The organism is Pseudomonas folii, assembly GCF_014357575.1.
GTDB classification, from domain to species: Bacteria; Pseudomonadota; Gammaproteobacteria; order Pseudomonadales; family Pseudomonadaceae; genus Aquipseudomonas; species Aquipseudomonas folii.
Genome location: NZ_JACONW010000011.1, coordinates 31,804 through 49,164, shown reverse-complemented (window position 1 = coordinate 49,164; position 17,361 = coordinate 31,804). Strand labels below are relative to the sequence as shown.

Genomic DNA, 17,361 nt, shown 5'->3' with positions numbered 1-17,361 from the left:
CTTCGCTCAAAATTCCCCGGTTATGTGAGTTGGCAATTCTCCCAAGGCCACAGGATCCATCCAGTCGAGATTCGACAGGCACACGCCGCAGATCGGGTCACTGCCACCCTCCTGATTGATAGGCTGGTACACCCGCTGGATCAAGCCACACTCAACGCACTCGCCTCGTTCCGCCCGGAACAGCACAACCAGTGATGGCTCTCCCTGATCTCGAGGGGGGATCGACCAATGACTCGCTCCCCAACGTGCTGCATCCTTGATCGAGGTGGTCACTAGCTGAAACGAGGGCGTCAAACGAAGTGGCTGGCCGCTAGGCACAAGCGCGCGCAATGAGGCAAATCGCAAAAGGGCCTGCAACCGTCCTCGTGCCGTCCCCTCAAACTTCCAGTCACTCCCCTGCGCTCGTTCCAACACGTTGAGGGCGACAGACACCTGTCTGTTGCTAACGACCTCTGCGCAAAGCCTACGTGCTTCGTCGGCCTTTTTTGCAAGTTTTTGCAGGAGTATCTGGACAAGCGGAGTAGGCTCAAATTGGACTGATGACTTCGTCCCATTGCATGAACTGCATGCCGGCATCCAATTTTCGAACGAATTTAGATCGAACGATGCGGATAGCCCGAGATTCGACTTAGCGGAGTGGAGTAACGAGGGGATGTCGAGGAGGTGCTCTGGCAGAACATGGTCGACGACCATTGAAATAAGATCGACTGGGGCCTTGCACAGGTAGCATTTCATACCGTGGGCTAGAAATATTGCGTACCGTTGCTCGCTGGAGAATTTATATCTCGACATCGCACGCCTTTCTCGACTCACCCTGAATGATAGTTGACTCAGAATTGGGATCTGCGTCGCGAGCAGGTGTGAGCACTAAGGTGCGGTTAACCAACTCGACACCCTGCGAATCACCACTGCTGATGTTCATTGCTTCAACAGAACATCCCGAAGAAGTTCGATGAAGAAGTCCGCGGCGGTCGTCAGCCTCATGATATTTGAGAGTCGCTTGGCCCTTTTCACTCATTTGACACTAACCTAGATCTTGGCCAGCGCGTCGTGTCGGTGCGCCAGCCCGACCAACATCCAGAGGACGCCCAGTGCTGTGTCGGTTGATACAGGGCCGTTATGGCACAAGTCGACGCAGATCAAGTCCAGCGCGGAGAAGATCATTGTAGTGGCCTGCCGCTACATGACGACGCACATAGTCCCTCACCATACCGAGAAACGGGGCGTCCGGCTCAAACATCTGCCGAATCGAACTCATTTGAAGGTTCAGCTGACGACGCTTTTCATCAAGGTCGGCGCGGGACGCCCTACCGTGCATGCTGTTGAATTCAGCGCCTAGGGATTTCAATAGCTCCAACTTAAACACTAGATCGTTCTGTACGCGCTTGCGTTCCTCAACCAGATACTTGCGCTGCAATGCATAAACCGTGATGGAGGTAGTCGCCTGCAGATCTTGAGGATCTCTGGGTAGGATCAGTCCGTCGTCATCGTACTTGAACCTCTCCTCAGGCTGATCTATGCATGGATGGATCAGCAAACGATGGGGCTCTTCTGCAGAGATGTCGCTCCCGTGCAAACGCACCCTCTGATTCTCTAACGCCAGAGGGAACTGCGCATGTTTCCCGAGTCGCACAGAAGCCGACTGACCTGGCACCGTATGGTTTCGTGCCCGGTTGCAGTCCACGCATGCAACCAATAGGTTGGTCCAGTCGCCACCTAGCCAGTAGTAGCCGGGACGCAACGCGGGCTGAGTAGGGTTCTCTACCGCCGATTTGGGCCGAAAGTGTTCAATCTCCCTCGGCATTACATGGGCCACCCGGCTCTCACAGTAAGCGCATTTCCGGCCAAATATACCCGCCAGCTTTTCAGCCAACGTCTTGTCTTTGTATACGGCGAAATTGAAGGACTTTTTACAAAGCTTCTCCTCATTAGCGAAATTCGAAGGGTTGGTAAAAAAAGCTATCGCTCTTTCAAGCTCGGCTGCAGCACGGGTTTTCTTCTGGTTTTTGGGACCTACCGACGCATGCGTGAAAACATCCAGCGCTGGAGTCTGTGCGTTTTTCTCAATGCGAATCATGGGGAGGTCTCATCAAGGCCGGACACAGTCGAATCCCACATCTCAGCCAGCTCCTTGGCGGCCTCCTGCTTCATTTCCGGCATCGAGAAGTTGCCTGCAACGAGGTGCTGTGCGAGGACTTTATCAACAGCTTCGAACATGAGCTGTTCACGCACAGTGTCACCAACGTAGCGGCGGTCGCGCAGGACTTTTTGAAGTCGGTCCAGCTCCTGTTCGTGCTCTGCAGTGCGTTGATTGAGGGCCAATAACGCATAGTAGCGATCAAAGAGAGCTTCAGTTTCAGGATCCACAGTGCTGTTAAGCCCAAAAAACTCGGACGTGAGCAGTTGATCGACGCGGAAGTCACCAGGTGAGGGGAGGTCCGCAACTGGCTCAACCTGCCCCTCTTCGTCACGACGCATTACCACCACCTCCCCCTCGGTCAGCCCACGCAGACATAATGGGTCATGCGTTGTGACGATGAACTGGATGCCGGGAAAGGCGCGACGCAGGCTGGAAACGATCTTCATTTTCCAAGACGGGTGCAGATGAGCTCCGATTTCGTCCAGCAACACAATACCTTCGGCGGTCTCGGAATTGCCCCAAAGACGCATTGCAGCTTCCAAGATATCCACGCTCATAGCGACCACGGATTGGAATCCATCGCTTAACCGTTGGATGGGTGCGTTGTCTCCATGGCTGTGAACATACACGCGGGATTTTTGCCGATGCAATAGGGCGGCATCGTCGAGTGACATCAGATCTTTGAGGATCAGTGCAACATTAGCGAATGTTCTGCTATTGAGTTTTAGAAGCCATTCGTTGGCATCGAACAAAGGGAGGAAAGGATCGAAGAGATTATCGATGCGCGCAAACTCAAGGCCATATCGCGCTGGACTCTTGTGTGGCAGCAGACGAGTAGCGCCATAGGCGAGCAGTACCAGCTGCGCCGAGCGAGCTTCGCTATCACCTGATACCACAACCTCGCGCTTGGATACCGTTACCTCAGCGGATTTCCCAGATGGGCTCTCGAAGGTCGTTCCGGATGCAGTTATGGTCATCCGGTGGGGAGCAACAAATCCTGACAGCTTGATGCTGATCGTGCATCGCCGAGTACGTGAATTAATGAGTTCCCGCGGAACTATTCTGCCGTCGTTCACAAGTGTCGCGAAGTAGTCGGCTCCGGCTAGGCATAGAGCGATAGCCTGGAGAATTGAACTCTTTCCCGTGCTGTTCTCACCAAGCAGCATTAGCCACCCAGCGCCATTTCCATTTTTTGCTACCTCAATTTTAACATCTCGCAAACCTTTGAAGTTTTGCAGCGAAATGCGCTCGATCGCGCGCTGCTGAGACCGTGCAATCCTGCGCCCTGCTTCGTCAGCGAGAGTGTAAGTAGACTGCTCAGCCTCGAATTGTTGTAGAGCACGCTTAGCTCGCTTCTGTCGTGCAGCGCTGATAGGAGCCTTGTCACGCCCCCCTACATATTTGAGCTCGGTCCGCGCTCTACGGAGCAACTGCCGTTTCATACCTGCGTATGGAGCGACTCCTAACGCCACAGCATTCAGGATAGATGCTAATGTCGTGGTTGATGACGCCCCCGCGACGGAGAGGTTTGCTTGGCTAAGCATGAAGCGAAACATCTCAGCCTCTCGAGCCCGCGCTTCTACAATCGCCGGGCGGTTCAGGCCCAAGACGGTAATAGTTGTTTGTCCGCGAAGAGTATCGCTGGTTACTAGGCCATTCCAATCGAACACCAAGTGCTCGTCAGGATCGTCAGCGCATGGGTTCAACAGCAATGGCTGCTCTAGAGATATGTCGTCTTGCGGGCCAAAGCATCGCGCTGACTCATCTAACAATGGGAATCTGTTGCCCTTGCCGCTGACCCCCTTGTGATCATCGGCAAGGCCGTGGCTGCGCTGGCGATTGCAGTCGGGGCAGGCGATCAGCAAATTGTTCCATTCAGCAGCCAACCACCAATAACCTGGGTGCAATGCATTTTCTGACACGCCACCCTTTGGCCGATACATGTCCACTTCGCCTGCGACGACCTGGAGAAAGCTCTCACAATAAGCACATTTATTGAAAAACAATTCCCTAAGCGCAGTACGTACCTCGCGAAGGTGCATAACGCGGAACTCGAAGCGGCGCTGAGCGTTCTTCTTATCTCGGAAGAATTCCTTCGCCTGTCGCAATTCGGTTCCACCAGTGCTTGAGGCTCCGAGTTTTTCCGGCATGGGTATACGGGAACGGTCGACGTAAATCATCTTTATCTCCCAAAAAGCACCAGGGTTTCCACGATGCTATTTCTAAGCGTGATCGACCGTATCCGAGCTATTAACACTTGCATTGTCTTCGGCCGACACATCCAGGCCGACGGAGTCGAGCGGTGCTAGCTGGAAGTCATTACCATCGGCGTAGACGATTACACACCCTGGTATCGCTGGCACCTAAAAGCATTCAACGAACTAGCTCAACCGACCCTGTAAGCGGCTACGTGACTAGAAAATACTGTGTTACTCAGTGTTTTTCCACCCCGGGTTTAATATGATCAGCCTCTCGCTACATAATTGATCACCGTATCAGTTCCATCTACTGAGCACCCGATCGAACACCAATTCGTCAATCGCAAATTTTTGCCGCTGGAAAACCTCGGCAGCGCTTGACGTGTTTCATACCCTACGCCACCGATGAGCATCAGAGGTAGAGATATATCAGGTTGTGTTATAAAGACATGCATCCACATCAGCACTATCCACCACCTCAAAAAAACAATCGCCCAAGAAGAGATCAATGGCCATCGAAGCTAACTGGAAACCGCTATCAACGTATTTTGAATATATTTGCAGCTTTCATCATCTGGACATGAATTTACGCACAAACAGTGCCAGGCAGGAGTATCACGATACCTGGATGAGAAAGTATCACGCATTAGTAGGCACTTGGAACGACTACGAAACTGCGATATGGTCAGTGCGCGCTCGTCAATCGTTAAAACTATGTTTCAGCGCAACCAATTTTGCCCTTGAGTCAAAGAAGGCAGAAAAAGAAGGTGTCATGGCAGCCGCATATTATCTCGGATATTATTCTGCGCTTCATGCTATGTGGTCTGTGATATATCTCAATCCGCAACAAACCACAAAAAACGTTTACGATATAAGTCACAGCAAAATGCTAAACGTTTTTTACTCAACCTATGCGCACAGCCACAACAGTATCATTCACGCCGACGCTAAAAAAAAGGTGGAAAATCTAAGGTTTTTACGCGAGTATTATTCATATAGAATGCCACTTAACTCGCCATTTGAAAATGATGAAGAACTAAAGAGTTCGATTACATCGCTCGGCGGCTTTGTCAAACAATGCATTCAATTAGCGAACCTACATTCCCACTTGCTAACAAAGGTCGCTTGGAAGCAGACAAAGTCATCGTCGCGAATTCCATATAATTTAAGCTCAAAATTCAAGGATGAGTATTGTTCAATCAATGGAAAGCAACACATTTCAAAGAAAGATATTATCTTGGAACCGGCCGACAAAGCCGCGCTCAGCGAATATCTTAAATTAGGATGTGATATCATGCCACTTAATTTTGCGTTCGACCATATGTTTGACGAATATATGACTTACTACTCCAACGATAGACCAGAATACGATGTCATAGCAAAAACTCGAAACTTGGTCGGCCGGGCCTTTATTAAATAACACCATGGTATGCCGCCAGCCATAGCCAGCGGCGGATTACTATCGACCGACCAGCTGCAAAGCAAATACCAGAACTCAATGTCAATTCAATTGAGCGTGGGGAGCATTTTTCGGGCAAGCTGCTGTTGTGCCCACGTCCGCACGCTTTTAACCTCCTTTGGTAAAGCCCTTAGCTCTCTAAAGTATTTCGAGCCCATAATTGTTGAGGCCGATACCGAATCGAACTATATGCCGACGCAAGACTGACCCACCTCCAAATAGGCAAAAACCCGCCATAGTCAATAGTTCGCGACGAATCAGCCTAGGTCAGTGAAATCTCGGCAACTGGGTCAATTCAACATCGGCGTCAACACTCGCTCTCACCCTTCACTCAGATAACGCCGTCGACCGCTTCGCTTGAGTGCGAGAACGATCCGAGCGCTCACGCAGCTACCTGGCCATTAGGGCTAGGTAGCTGTGGCTGAGTGGTTGGAGATGAATGCTGTACCTCCCATCCTCGCAGGCACTTGGTTAACTGAATCTACATTCAGATTTCGGGGATATGAGTAGGCAGAGAGTCTACATAATGACGGTGTGTTTCTTTGCTGAGCAAGCGAGAGTCAGGCAGGCTGCCAGCCAAATAACGCACCACGGTACCAATGATGTTTTCGCGCATTTTTGCCTTGATCTTTGCCTCGTACTGTTGCCGATCGACAGTGCCGCAGTAGTGGAAAACGGTACCCAGCCATGCGTTCTGTACGAGGTGATAGCTCAGTACATGACGCTGGCTGTTGCGTCTATCGACCACTTGTCCAACTGCAGTGACACGATTGAAATAGGCCGAGTCGACACGCATAGATTCGGATTCATAGCCATCTGGCGGAGTTTCGAAGAACTCTGGAAGCACAAACACCATGCGCTGGAGGGTTTCTTCGGGCAAATTGCGCGGAGGTGTAACGCTAATCTTCACATGCGCTACGCGTTCAGGAAACGCTGGCGCATGCTCCAACCATTTGAATGTGAAGTTGATTTCAAAACCGTCAGAACACTGGTGGCAAAGCCAGCCATGCGGATGATCGGCACCACCGACAAAGTGCCGCACAGTGGGTGCCCTAACCGCACAAGCCTGGCAAGGGGGCATCAACCCGGCACGGATGAATAGCCCAAGCTCAGTTACGTCCAATGACTGGAGTGGCGTGGGCTTCATCTTGGGAATGTGCTGGTGGAGGAGTTTCAGTGTCGTGTTGCGGTAGGCGATCAGGTTCTGATCGTGCGAGTCAAAATCGTGATCACTCTTGAGTGCAATTTTGGAATTGAAGCCAAGATAATTTGCCACCGCTGCGTGCGCATGAGCAGAGCGGATGAGAATGCCTTGCTCGGCATAATACGCACGCAAAAACGCTACAGCTTGGTCAATAACATCGGGCATGGCGAAGCTTCCTTAAGTCAGGAGACAGTCAGCGTGCTACACGCAGGCAAGATTTTATATTTACTGTCAGCCTTGATTTAGAAAGCCAAGATGCAGGTTTGGTAAAGCAGCGGTCGTGTCCCGGTTAGCTACTCGCCCAGTCGCAGGTAGGACGGCACCAAACTATCCATTCAGATTGGGAAGATCAAGTAGAGCGAAAAATAACGGACCGACGCGTAAGCATGGCTAAGTGGCTTTCCCCGCCGAAAGCAGCTTTGAGTAGGCGAGGAGTAAGTCTCATCGCAATCTCGGGTCTTAGCTGTGTCGCTCAATCCATCGCTGCATTGGGTCTTTCTGAATCCCATCGACGAAAAATCTTTCGATGTCTACGGCTTTTGGCCTTTCCTGCTCCGCCCGGTGCTTGCGCACCGGGAATTGCCGAGATCTCCCAGTTTCTGTGCGGAGGACTTCCCGACGTGCACAGGGTCTCCGACCGCGCGGGATCAGAGCATGACTGGCGTATAACGCCATGCTCAGTATTGCGTTCTGCTTCGGTTAACAGTATCGGCATCCCGGATTCCTGATTACGCGGCTCAATGGCTGGCCCATCGGTTTCCCCTGTCAACGCTTCACCCTGACCGAACCGTTCGGCAGCGTCGTCGGCGCCGAGGCATTCATGCGTCCTTGCCCTTTCCTGGCAGAATGCTGCTCAGGATCTGCTTCTCCGTCTGCTTGAGAACGCCTGCCTCGTCCGGATCGCCCTCAGGCAACGTACTGGCAAATTTTTTCGCCTGGCCGAGCTTGATATGCGGTGGCAGTGGCACCGCGTTAGGGTCGGTCTTGAACTGGATCAATACCGGCACATAGCTGCTCAGCGCCTTTTGCCAAGCATTGACGGCTAGCTTGACCGCTGGAGCTTTCCGGGCTTTTTTGCGTGCCTTTCAACAGTTCAGAGAATGGATGTCCAGACTTTAACGTTCGATGCTTCAATTCAGCGCGGGTTTTTCTTCTGACGTTTGCGTACCTCTTGCGCATGCTTGGCTTTTTCCGCCTGCAACCGGCGATTCAGTGGAGCCATCTCGGCTTCCATCATGTTGTATAGCCCGTGCTTAGACCTGATCACATGGTGCACAAAATAATGCCTGAACGCAGAAGGTTCGACCCGGCCTTGCTTAAACATCAAGTAAACGAGATTGTTCGTCAGAAAGAAATGCAGCCCGATCAACAGCACCGAAATTTGAAGATAAAGGGCTTGATCAGTCTTCAGCTCCCCAGACGAGTTTTTAATCAGCAGCCAAAATGCTACGGAAGTGAACGCCAGGGTTTTGAAGAAATTAAACGCGATCGCTCCCCTTCGCACATATTTGCCAGCGATCTTAACCTTCGTGCACTGAATCATCGTGTACAAAGAACTGATCAGCAATGGGAATCCAACGAAAGCGATATCAATCCCTGAAAGCCCATAGCTAGCTGAGTCGAGCCAGTAAATACAAGCTAACGCTAGCGCAGTAAGCGTTGTGACCACCAGGTCTTTCTGGAGTGATTTGGCATATTCCAAGCTCTGGCGGCCATTCTTTCCCATACGGGAGTAGATGTATTCCACCGTCTCCATGTAAACCAGCGGCCAAAAGCTCGCAGTAAAACCAATGATATAAAGGGTTTTGAGCGCCCCGAAGAATTCAAAATTCACAAGCATTTTAAATAGGTTGGCTCGCAAGGCGTAGAGACACCACCCCAGCGCTAATAGCAACAACGCCCAAAAGACAACTCGATGCAGATAAGTCATGTATTTATTGGAAAAAGGCACAGCTACATCTATAGGAACACTCATAGGTAAATCCGGAATGAGAAGGTGAAAAAATTGATTGCGCCCCATATGTCGGCGCTGACAGCTCATCATCGCACCGACTAATTGGATTTGCCTAGCACGAGAGCTTCGTTCATTTGCTGTTCGTTCTTGTAGCCACAGCTGTCGCTGCGAAGATGCCCCTGTAAATTAATGATTGCAGCATTAGAATCGGATTTTTATATCATGGTATAATTTAGATGAGCGTAACAAAGATTCAGGAAGTGGTTTCCCTTATGACAATGAAGGTCACCACGTAGTATTGCTGCCTCTTGAAGATTCCAACTCTATGAACGCAACGCTTTACCTGCTGAGGAGTGCATCTAAGCCCGCCAGGCTTCGAGCATCCGTCGCACAGCATAGGGCCGGAACGCGGATGTCTAAATCTGCACGCGTGGATACGGACCCGTAGCGGTGTTGGGGCCAATGTAGGATTGACCCACTCGCCGAGATCTCTGAGACATAGTCTGATTCCGGGCGAACCATTGCCTATGCTGGGGTTGTGCCGGTTTGGAAGTAGACCAGTCTTGCGTCGGCAAATGGGGTAATTCGGCGCCGCCCTCCATAACCCTCCTGGCTGGCGCCATCCATGACGCGCTGTATCTCCTGGCCAAGCTCTACGGGTTTAGTGACTGTGACCGGCTGTTCGGTGAGATGTGCGAATGCCTTGGGGCGAGTGGAGTGGTGGAGTAGCTTGCAGAAAACGGCCTGCGCTTCGGCGGGTGGCATACGCTAGTCACAACACAGGATTTCTTCAATGCTCAGCCCTTTGTCCGCACCTTCGTAAGTATGTCGAGCAGGCTGTCCCGGCCCCTGTGCTGCGGCAAACTGTGCCAACCCTGCCACTACTCCAAGCGAAGCATCACCCATCACAGTTTAAGATTGAGTATCTCGCAATTATTGATCTGAACGTTTCATCTGACTCTCCCTTGGGAAATAAATCCAAGGACTCAAGATCAATATCATCACGTAGCAGGTTATACACAATTTCCTCACAAAACTCGGCGTACCAATGGTACCGCCTGTGGGCCCACCATTGCAGCTACGCCCCCGCGAGAAAGCTGCGACAGATTTAATCCCCAAGGGTCATCAGCAATAGTGTCGCTAGTCCAGCAATCTGCGACAGTTTTTAATACCTAGGACCAATCACGCCTTAGCCTTGGCTAATCATTCCACCGTCACCGACTTCGCCAGATTACGCGGCTGATCCACATCCGTGCCCTTCAACACCGCCACGTAGTACGAAAGCAGCTGCAGCGGAATGGTGTAGAGGATCGGTGCCAGCGCATCGATGATGTGCGGCATGGCGATGACGTGTGTGCCTTCGCCGTTGCTCATACCAGCTTGTTCGTCAGCGAAGACGATCAATTCACCGCCGCGGGCGCGGACTTCCTGCAGGTTGGACTTCAGCTTTTCCAGCAGCTCGTTGTTGGGCGCAACGGTCACGACCGGCATGTCGCTGTCGACCAGCGCCAAAGGACCATGCTTGAGCTCACCCGCCGGATAGGCTTCGGCGTGGATGTAGGAGATCTCTTTGAGCTTGAGCGCACCCTCCATAGCTACCGGGAACTGAGCCCCACGCCCCAGGAACAGGGTGTGGTTCTTTTCGGCGAACAGCTCGGCGACTTTCTCGACGGTGCTATCCATGGCCAACGCTTCACCCAGACGAGTCGGCAGACGACGCAGTTCTTCAACCAGCTCGGCTTCAACCCCCTCTTCCAATGTGCGCTGAACCTGGCCCAGAGACAGGGTCAGTAACAGCAGCGCGACCAGTTGAGTGGTGAAGGCTTTGGTGGACGCCACACCGATTTCAGGACCGGCCTGGGTCAGCAACGTCAGGTCGGACTCGCGAACCAGCGAGCTGATGCTGACGTTGCAGATGGCGAGGCTGGCGAGAAAGCCCAGCTCTTTGGCGTTGCGTAATGCGGCCAGGGTGTCAGCGGTTTCGCCGGACTGGGAAATCGAGACAAACAACGTGTCCGGCTGTACCACGACTTTGCGATAACGGAACTCACTGGCAACTTCCACCTGACATGGAATACCTGCCAGCCCTTCCAGCCAGTAACGCGCGACCATGCCGGCGTGGTAGCTGGTACCGCAGGCAACGATCTGCACATTGCGCACTTTGGCGAACAACTCGGCTGCTTGCGGACCAAACGCTTGCACCAGAACCTGCTGCTGGCCGAGACGGCCTTCAAGCGTGCGCTGCACTACTTTTGGTTGCTCGTGGATTTCCTTGAGCATGAAGTGGCGGAACTCGCCTTTGTCGGCCGCTTCTGCGCCTTCACGGTATTGCACGACTTCACGTTCAACCGGCAAGCCATCCAACGACCAGATCTGCACGCTTTCACGACGAATCTCGGCGATATCGCCCTCTTCCAGGTACATGAAGCGATCGGTGACCTGACGCAGCGCCATTTGGTCGGACGCGAGGAAGTTCTCTCCAAGGCCCAGCCCCACTACCAGCGGACTGCCGCTGCGGGCGGCGACCAGTCGGTCTGGCTGTTTGGCACTGATCACTGCCAGACCGTATGCGCCGTGCAGCTCTTTGACGGCAGCTTTAAGCGCAACTGTCAGGTCAGGTGTGTCCTTGAGCTTATGGTGCAGCAAGTGGACGATGACTTCAGTGTCCGTATCGGACACAAATACATAGCCCAAGCCTTTGAGGCGCTCGCGCAGGGGTTCATGGTTCTCGATGATGCCGTTGTGGACAACCGCCAGTTCATCGCCAGAAAAATGCGGGTGGGCATTACGCTCACAGGGTGCGCCGTGGGTCGCCCAACGGGTGTGGGCGATACCCAGACGGCCCAGCAGTGGCTCGCCTGCCAACGCCTGCTCCAGTTCGCTGACCTTGCCGGAACGACGGCGACGATCGAGCACACCGGCATTGCTGAACACCGCAACGCCAGCGCTATCGTATCCACGGTATTCCAGGCGCTTGAGGCCTTCGATCAGGATGGCGGTGATGTTGCGTTCAGCGACTGCGCCGACGATTCCACACATAAGTTTTCTCCTAGCTGGCAGCGGCGCAAATCAAGGTTATGCCGCGGGCTTGTATCTGTTCGCGTGCCTCGGGTGGCAGGCGATCATCAGTAATAAGGGTGTGGATACTGCTCCAGGGCAGCTCCAGATTAGGAATCTTGCGACCCACTTTGTCCGCCTCGACCATCACCACTACCTCGCGGGCGACTTCAGCCATGACGCGGCTCAGGCCCAGTAATTCGTTGAAGGTGGTGGTGCCGCGAGCCAGATCGATGCCGTCGGCACCGATAAACAACTGATCAAAATCATATGAGCGCAGCACCTGCTCCGCGACCTGGCCCTGGAAGGACTCCGAATGCGGGTCCCAGGTACCACCGGTCATCAACAGAACAGGCTCATGCTCAAGTTCGCTCAGTGCACTGGCAACGTGCAGGGAGTTGGTCATCACCACCAGGCCAGGTTGCTGGCCCAGTTCGGGAATCAGCGCTGCAGTAGTGCTGCCGCTGTCGACGATGATGCGCGCGTGCTCGCGAATTCGCTTCACCGCAGCTCTGGCGATGGCTTGCTTGTACTTGGAAACAGGCTGTGAGCTTTCGCTGATCAGCTCTTGAGGCAACGTGACCGCACCGCCATAGCGACGTAACAGCAGACCATTGCTTTCGAGTGCAGCCAGATCCTTGCGAACCGTAACTTCGGAAGTTTCGAAGCGCTTCGCCAATTCGTCCACACTCACCTCGCCCTGCTCGCTGAGCAACGCAAGGATGTTGTGACGTCTTTGAGGTGTATTGCGTTTCGACATGATCTGCTTAAGTTTCGATTCGTAAGATAACGAAGGCAATCAAAACCTATTCGAAGTAAGGCGTCAAGCCTGATGTGATGACTCTGAGGGCCGATCATGGATTTGGAATGCAGATTCTGTAGGCGGTCGCCCTTTTTCGCTGACACCGCGCTGTCGCACAACGAACGCGGAATCTGTTGGAGCGAGGCTTGCCCGCGAAAGAACGATAACGCGATGTGCCTGATCCACCGAGTCGATTGATTCGCGGGCAAGCCTCGCTCCAACAGAAACCCTCAATCCATCAAGGACCGTGCGATTTCAAATACACTGTGGCCCCACCGACAGAGAACGAAAAGCTACCCTGTGGATAACTTCAGTCTTTTTTGATTTTAACCGGGCGCTTCCAGCCTTCGATATTGCGTTGGCGCGCTCGGGCGACGCCTAGCTGCTCCGCCGGTACAGTTTGAGTGATGGTCGAGCCTGCAGCGGTGGTAGCCCCTGACAAGATATCCACAGGGGCAACCAACGAGTTATTGGAGCCGATGAAGACGTCCTCACCCAACACGGTCTTGTGCTTGTTCGCGCCGTCATAGTTGCAGGTGATCGTGCCGGCACCGATGTTAGTGCGCGCACCTATTTCAGCATCGCCCAGATAGGTCAGATGCCCGGCTTTGGCACCTTCGCCAAGACGCGCATTCTTCAACTCGACGAAGTTACCCACATGCGCTTTGGCACCCAGCACGCTGCCCGGACGCAAGCGAGCGAATGGACCTGCGTCACTTCCCTCGCCCATGATCGCGCCGTCGAGATGACTGTTTGCCTTAACCACCACACCTTTGCGCAAGGTGCTGTCTTTGATCACGCAGTTCGGGCCGATGACCACGTCGTCTTCAATGATGACCCGGCCTTCAAGGATGACGTTGATGTCGATGAGCACATCGCGCCCCACTGTCACGTCACCTCGTACATCGAAACGAGCTGGATCGCGCAACGTTACGCCCAGCGCCATCAAGCGGCGAGCTTCGCGCAACTGATAGTGACGCTCCAGCTCGGCGAGTTGTTTGCGGTCGTTGGCGCCTTGAACTTCCATGGCGTCGTGGGGCTGCTCAGTGGCGACCACCAGACCATCGTTGACGGCCATGGCAATCACGTCAGTCAGGTAATACTCGCCTTGAGCGTTGTTGTTTGATAGCCGTCCCAGCCAGTCCGCCAGACGCTTGCCCGGGACGGCGAGAATGCCAGTGTTGCCTTCGGTGATAGCCTTCTGGGCTTCTGTCGCGTCCTTGTGCTCGACAATGGCTCGCACAAGGTTCTGCTCGTCACGCACGATACGGCCGTAACCGGTTGGATCATCGAGATTGACGGTCAACAGACCCAGTTGCTCGGCATTGACCTGTTTCAGCAAACGCTTAAGGGTTTCAACTTCAATGAGCGGTACATCGCCATAGAGGATCAGCACGGTCTCGGCCGTCAGTTCCGGCAATGCCTGGGCCACAGCGTGTCCGGTCCCCAGTTGCTTGTCCTGCATGACGAAATTCAAATCGTCGGCGGCCAAACGCTCACGGACGATATCCGCACCATGACCAATCACCACGTGGATCCGCTGCGGCGATAATTGCCGAGCGCTGTGGATAACATGGCCGAGCATAGAGTCACCGGCAACAGGGTGCAGAACTTTCGGGAGTGCCGAGCGCATGCGAGTGCCTTGGCCTGCCGCGAGAATAACGATATCAAGAGACATGGGATTTCCAACTGAGGCGCGCCGCGTCACTTATCCACAAGCGTCGGCTGATCCTGAAAAAAGAAAAAGGGTAGCCGAGGCTACCCTTTTTCTCAATCGCGCAGAAGACGACGGGCTTAGCCGCCGAACTTCTTGCGAATTTGCTGAACGGTACGCAGCTGGGCTGCGGCCTCGGCCAGACGAGCAGTTGCAGATCCATAATCGAAATCTGCGCCTTTTTCGTTCAGGGCTTTCTCGGCTGCCTTTACGGCTGCCTGAGCAGAGGCTTCGTCCAGGTCATCAGCACGTTGCACAGTGTCGGCAAGCACCTTGACCATGTTCGGTTGAACCTCGAGGAAACCACCGGAGATGTAAAACACCTCGGCTGCTCCGCCCTGCTTGATCAAGCGGATCGGACCTGGTTTCAGATCAGTGATCAGCGGCGCGTGGCCTGGAGCGATACCAATATCACCCAGGTTGCCGTGCGCAATCACCATCTCGACCAGACCGGAGAAAATTTCTCCTTCCGCGCTGACGATATCGCAATGGACTGTTATAGCCATTTGCTTGCCTCGACCTGATTAGCGCCCGTTTCCGGGCGCTGGGATTACAGTTTCTTGGCTTTCTCGATCGCTTCTTCGATGCCGCCGACCATGTAGAACGCTTGTTCTGGCAGGTGGTCGTAGTCACCGTTGAGGATGCCTTTGAAGCCAGCAATGGTGTCTTTCAGGGAAACGTATTTACCCGATGCACCAGTGAAGACTTCAGCCACGAAGAACGGTTGCGACAGGAAGCGCTGGATCTTACGAGCACGGTTAACCAACTGTTTGTCGGTCTCCGACAGCTCGTCCATACCCAGGATCGCAATGATGTCCTTCAGTTCTTTGTAGCGCTGCAACACGTACTGTACGCCGCGAGCGGTGTCGTAGTGTTCCTGGCCGATAACGTTCGGGTCCAGCTGGCGCGAAGTCGAATCCAGTGGATCTACCGCTGGGTAGATACCCAGGGAAGCGATGTCACGGGACAGTACGACGGTTGCGTCCAAGTGGGCAAACGTGGTCGCTGGCGACGGGTCAGTCAAGTCATCCGCTGGTACGTATACGGCCTGGATGGAAGTGATCGAACCGTTTTTGGTGGAAGTGATGCGCTCTTGCAGAGTGCCCATCTCTTCAGCCAGGGTCGGCTGGTAACCTACTGCGGAAGGCATACGGCCCAGCAGTGCGGATACTTCAGTACCGGCCAGTGTGTAACGGTAGATGTTGTCGACGAACAGCAGAACGTCGTTACCTTCGTCACGGAATTTCTCGGCCATGGTCAGGCCGGTCAGTGCGACGCGCAGACGGTTACCCGGCGGCTCGTTCATCTGACCGTAAACCAGTGCCACTTTGTCCAGAACGTTGGAATCCTTCATCTCGTGGTAGAAGTCGTTACCCTCACGAGTACGCTCACCCACACCGGCGAACACGGAATAACCGCTGTGCTCGATGGCGATGTTACGGATCAGTTCCATCATGTTTACGGTTTTGCCTACACCGGCACCACCGAACAGACCGACTTTACCACCCTTGGCGAACGGGCAAACCAGGTCGATAACCTTGATGCCTGTTTCCAGCAGATCGTTGCCACCAGCCTGTTCAGCGAAGGACGGCGCAGGACGGTGAATGCCCCAGCGTTCTTCGGTGTCGATCGGGCCAGCTTCGTCGATCGGGTTGCCCAGCACGTCCATGATCCGGCCCAGAGTCGCTTTACCGACTGGTACGGAGATGGCTTTGCCAGAGTCTGAAACTTCCAGACCACGCTTCAAGCCCTCGGTGGAGCCCATCGCAATGGTACGAACCACGCCGTCGCCCAGCTGCTGCTGAACTTCCAGGGTGGTCCCTGCCGCGCTTTTGACTTCCAGCGCGTTGTAGATGCTCGGTACGCTATCGCGTGGGAATTCCACGTCGATCACGGCGCCGATGATTTGAACGATACGTCCGCTACTCATTAGCTGGTTCCTCTAATATTTGAACCGTTAAACCGCGGCAGCGCCGCCGACGATTTCCGAGATCTCTTGGGTGATCGCTGCCTGACGCGCCTTGTTGTAGATCAGCTGCAAATCACTGATCAAATCACCGGCGTTGTCTGTGGCGTTCTTCATCGCGATCATCCGCGCTGCTTGTTCAGCTGCGTTGTTCTCGACCACCGCCTGGTACACCTGCGACTCAACGTAGCGAACCATCAAGCCGTCAAGCAGCTCTTTGGCATCGGGTTCGTAGAGATAGTCCCAGTGGTGCTTGAGTTTCTGATCCGGGGTCGCCACCAGCGGAATCAATTGCTCCACCGTTGGCTGCTGGGTCATGGTGTTGATGAACTTGTTGGATACCACGGACAGGCGATCAATACGGCCATCCAGGTAGGCATCCAGCATCACCTTGACGCTGCCGATCAAATCATTGATCGACGGCTCTTCGCCCAAGTGGCTGATCGCAGCGACGACGTTACCGCCGAAGTTGCGGAAGAATGCCGCACCTTTGCTGCCAACCACGCACAGATCGATCTCTACGCCGTTTTCACGGTTTACCGCCATGTCCTTGACCAGAGCCTTGAACAGGTTGGTATTCAAGCCACCGCACAGACCACGGTCACTGCTCACCACGACATAACCGACACGCTTTACAGCGCGCTCGACCATGAACGGATGGCGGTATTCCGGGTTAGCGTTGGCCAGATGACCAATCACCTGGCGGATGCGCTCCGCGTAAGGACGGCTAGCAGCCATGCGCATTTGAGCCTTGCGCATTTTGCTGACCGCCACTTTTTCCATGGCGCTGGTGATCTTTTGCGTGCTTTTGATGCTCGCAATCTTGCTGCGAATCTCTTTTGCGCCTGCCATGTAACACCTATCAGG

The 17,361-nt window shown here is 53.8% G+C and carries 11 protein-coding genes and 1 pseudogene; 1 reads left to right on the top strand and 11 read right to left on the bottom strand.

What is annotated here, in order from left to right:
• Positions 1–1,117: 1,117 nt before the first annotated feature.
• Positions 1,118–2,077 (bottom strand): HNH endonuclease family protein, encoded by a 960-nt coding sequence (locus H8S59_RS04460; protein WP_187520624.1) that lies wholly within the window; start codon positions 2,075–2,077, stop codon positions 1,118–1,120.
• Positions 2,074–4,320, bottom strand: coding sequence for an AAA family ATPase (locus tag H8S59_RS04455; RefSeq protein ID WP_187520623.1), 2,247 nt, complete (start codon positions 4,318–4,320; stop codon positions 2,074–2,076). The genes H8S59_RS04460 and H8S59_RS04455 overlap by 4 nt, the downstream gene beginning before the upstream one ends.
• A gap of 526 nt (positions 4,321–4,846) precedes the next feature.
• Here H8S59_RS04455 and H8S59_RS04450 point away from each other — a divergent pair.
• Complete coding sequence (locus H8S59_RS04450) at positions 4,847–5,758, top strand: hypothetical protein (RefSeq protein ID WP_187520622.1); 912 nt, start codon at positions 4,847–4,849, stop codon at positions 5,756–5,758.
• Between the two features lie 526 nt (positions 5,759–6,284).
• Here the strand turns inward: H8S59_RS04450 and H8S59_RS04445 are convergent.
• From H8S59_RS04445 to atpG, 9 genes and pseudogenes are all read right to left on the bottom strand, one after another.
• Complete coding sequence (locus H8S59_RS04445) at positions 6,285–7,166, bottom strand: hypothetical protein (RefSeq protein ID WP_187520621.1); 882 nt, start codon at positions 7,164–7,166, stop codon at positions 6,285–6,287.
• Between the two features lie 653 nt (positions 7,167–7,819).
• Positions 7,820–8,035 (bottom strand): annotated as a pseudogene (locus H8S59_RS04440) (thiamine pyrophosphate-requiring protein); the annotation flags it as partial.
• Positions 8,036–8,136: 101 nt separating this feature from the next.
• Positions 8,137–8,976, bottom strand: coding sequence for a hypothetical protein (locus tag H8S59_RS04435; protein WP_187520620.1), 840 nt, complete (start codon positions 8,974–8,976; stop codon positions 8,137–8,139).
• 1,182 nt (positions 8,977–10,158) lie between these two features.
• Complete coding sequence (gene glmS / locus H8S59_RS04430) at positions 10,159–11,994, bottom strand: glutamine--fructose-6-phosphate transaminase (isomerizing) (protein WP_187520619.1); 1,836 nt, start codon at positions 11,992–11,994, stop codon at positions 10,159–10,161.
• A gap of 10 nt (positions 11,995–12,004) precedes the next feature.
• Positions 12,005–12,775 carry a DeoR family transcriptional regulator gene (locus H8S59_RS04425; RefSeq protein WP_187520633.1) on the bottom strand — a complete coding sequence of 257 codons (771 nt, stop codon included), beginning with the start codon at positions 12,773–12,775 and terminating at the stop codon, positions 12,005–12,007.
• Between the two features lie 349 nt (positions 12,776–13,124).
• On the bottom strand, positions 13,125–14,492 hold the full coding sequence (gene glmU / locus H8S59_RS04420) for a bifunctional UDP-N-acetylglucosamine diphosphorylase/glucosamine-1-phosphate N-acetyltransferase GlmU (protein WP_187520618.1): 1,368 nt from the start codon (positions 14,490–14,492) through the stop codon (positions 13,125–13,127).
• Positions 14,493–14,608: 116 nt separating this feature from the next.
• Positions 14,609–15,034 (bottom strand): F0F1 ATP synthase subunit epsilon, encoded by a 426-nt coding sequence (locus H8S59_RS04415; protein ID WP_027901597.1) that lies wholly within the window; start codon positions 15,032–15,034, stop codon positions 14,609–14,611.
• 44 nt (positions 15,035–15,078) lie between these two features.
• Complete coding sequence (atpD, locus tag H8S59_RS04410) at positions 15,079–16,458, bottom strand: F0F1 ATP synthase subunit beta (RefSeq protein ID WP_027901596.1); 1,380 nt, start codon at positions 16,456–16,458, stop codon at positions 15,079–15,081.
• 27 nt (positions 16,459–16,485) lie between these two features.
• A complete protein-coding gene (atpG, locus tag H8S59_RS04405) occupies positions 16,486–17,346 on the bottom strand; it encodes a F0F1 ATP synthase subunit gamma (protein ID WP_087269415.1) in 861 nt (286 codons plus the stop codon).
• Positions 17,347–17,361: the final 15 nt, after the last annotated feature.

Excerpts from the sequence above, each read along its gene's own strand:
- H8S59_RS04460 (WP_187520624.1), bottom strand. The coding sequence starts at position 2,077 with ATGATTCGCATTGAGAAAAACGCACAGACTCCAGCGCTGGATGTTTTC.
- H8S59_RS04455 (WP_187520623.1), bottom strand. The coding sequence starts at position 4,320 with ATGATTTACGTCGACCGTTCCCGTATACCCATGCCGGAAAAACTCGGA.
- H8S59_RS04450 (WP_187520622.1), top strand. The coding sequence starts at position 4,847 with ATGGCCATCGAAGCTAACTGGAAACCGCTATCAACGTATTTTGAATAT.
- H8S59_RS04445 (WP_187520621.1), bottom strand. The coding sequence starts at position 7,166 with ATGCCCGATGTTATTGACCAAGCTGTAGCGTTTTTGCGTGCGTATTAT.
- H8S59_RS04435 (WP_187520620.1), bottom strand. The coding sequence starts at position 8,976 with ATGAGTGTTCCTATAGATGTAGCTGTGCCTTTTTCCAATAAATACATG.
- glmS (WP_187520619.1), bottom strand. The coding sequence starts at position 11,994 with ATGTGTGGAATCGTCGGCGCAGTCGCTGAACGCAACATCACCGCCATC.
- glmU (WP_187520618.1), bottom strand. The coding sequence starts at position 14,492 with ATGTCTCTTGATATCGTTATTCTCGCGGCAGGCCAAGGCACTCGCATG.
- H8S59_RS04415 (WP_027901597.1), bottom strand. The coding sequence starts at position 15,034 with ATGGCTATAACAGTCCATTGCGATATCGTCAGCGCGGAAGGAGAAATT.
- atpD (WP_027901596.1), bottom strand. The coding sequence starts at position 16,458 with ATGAGTAGCGGACGTATCGTTCAAATCATCGGCGCCGTGATCGACGTG.
- atpG (WP_087269415.1), bottom strand. The coding sequence starts at position 17,346 with ATGGCAGGCGCAAAAGAGATTCGCAGCAAGATTGCGAGCATCAAAAGC.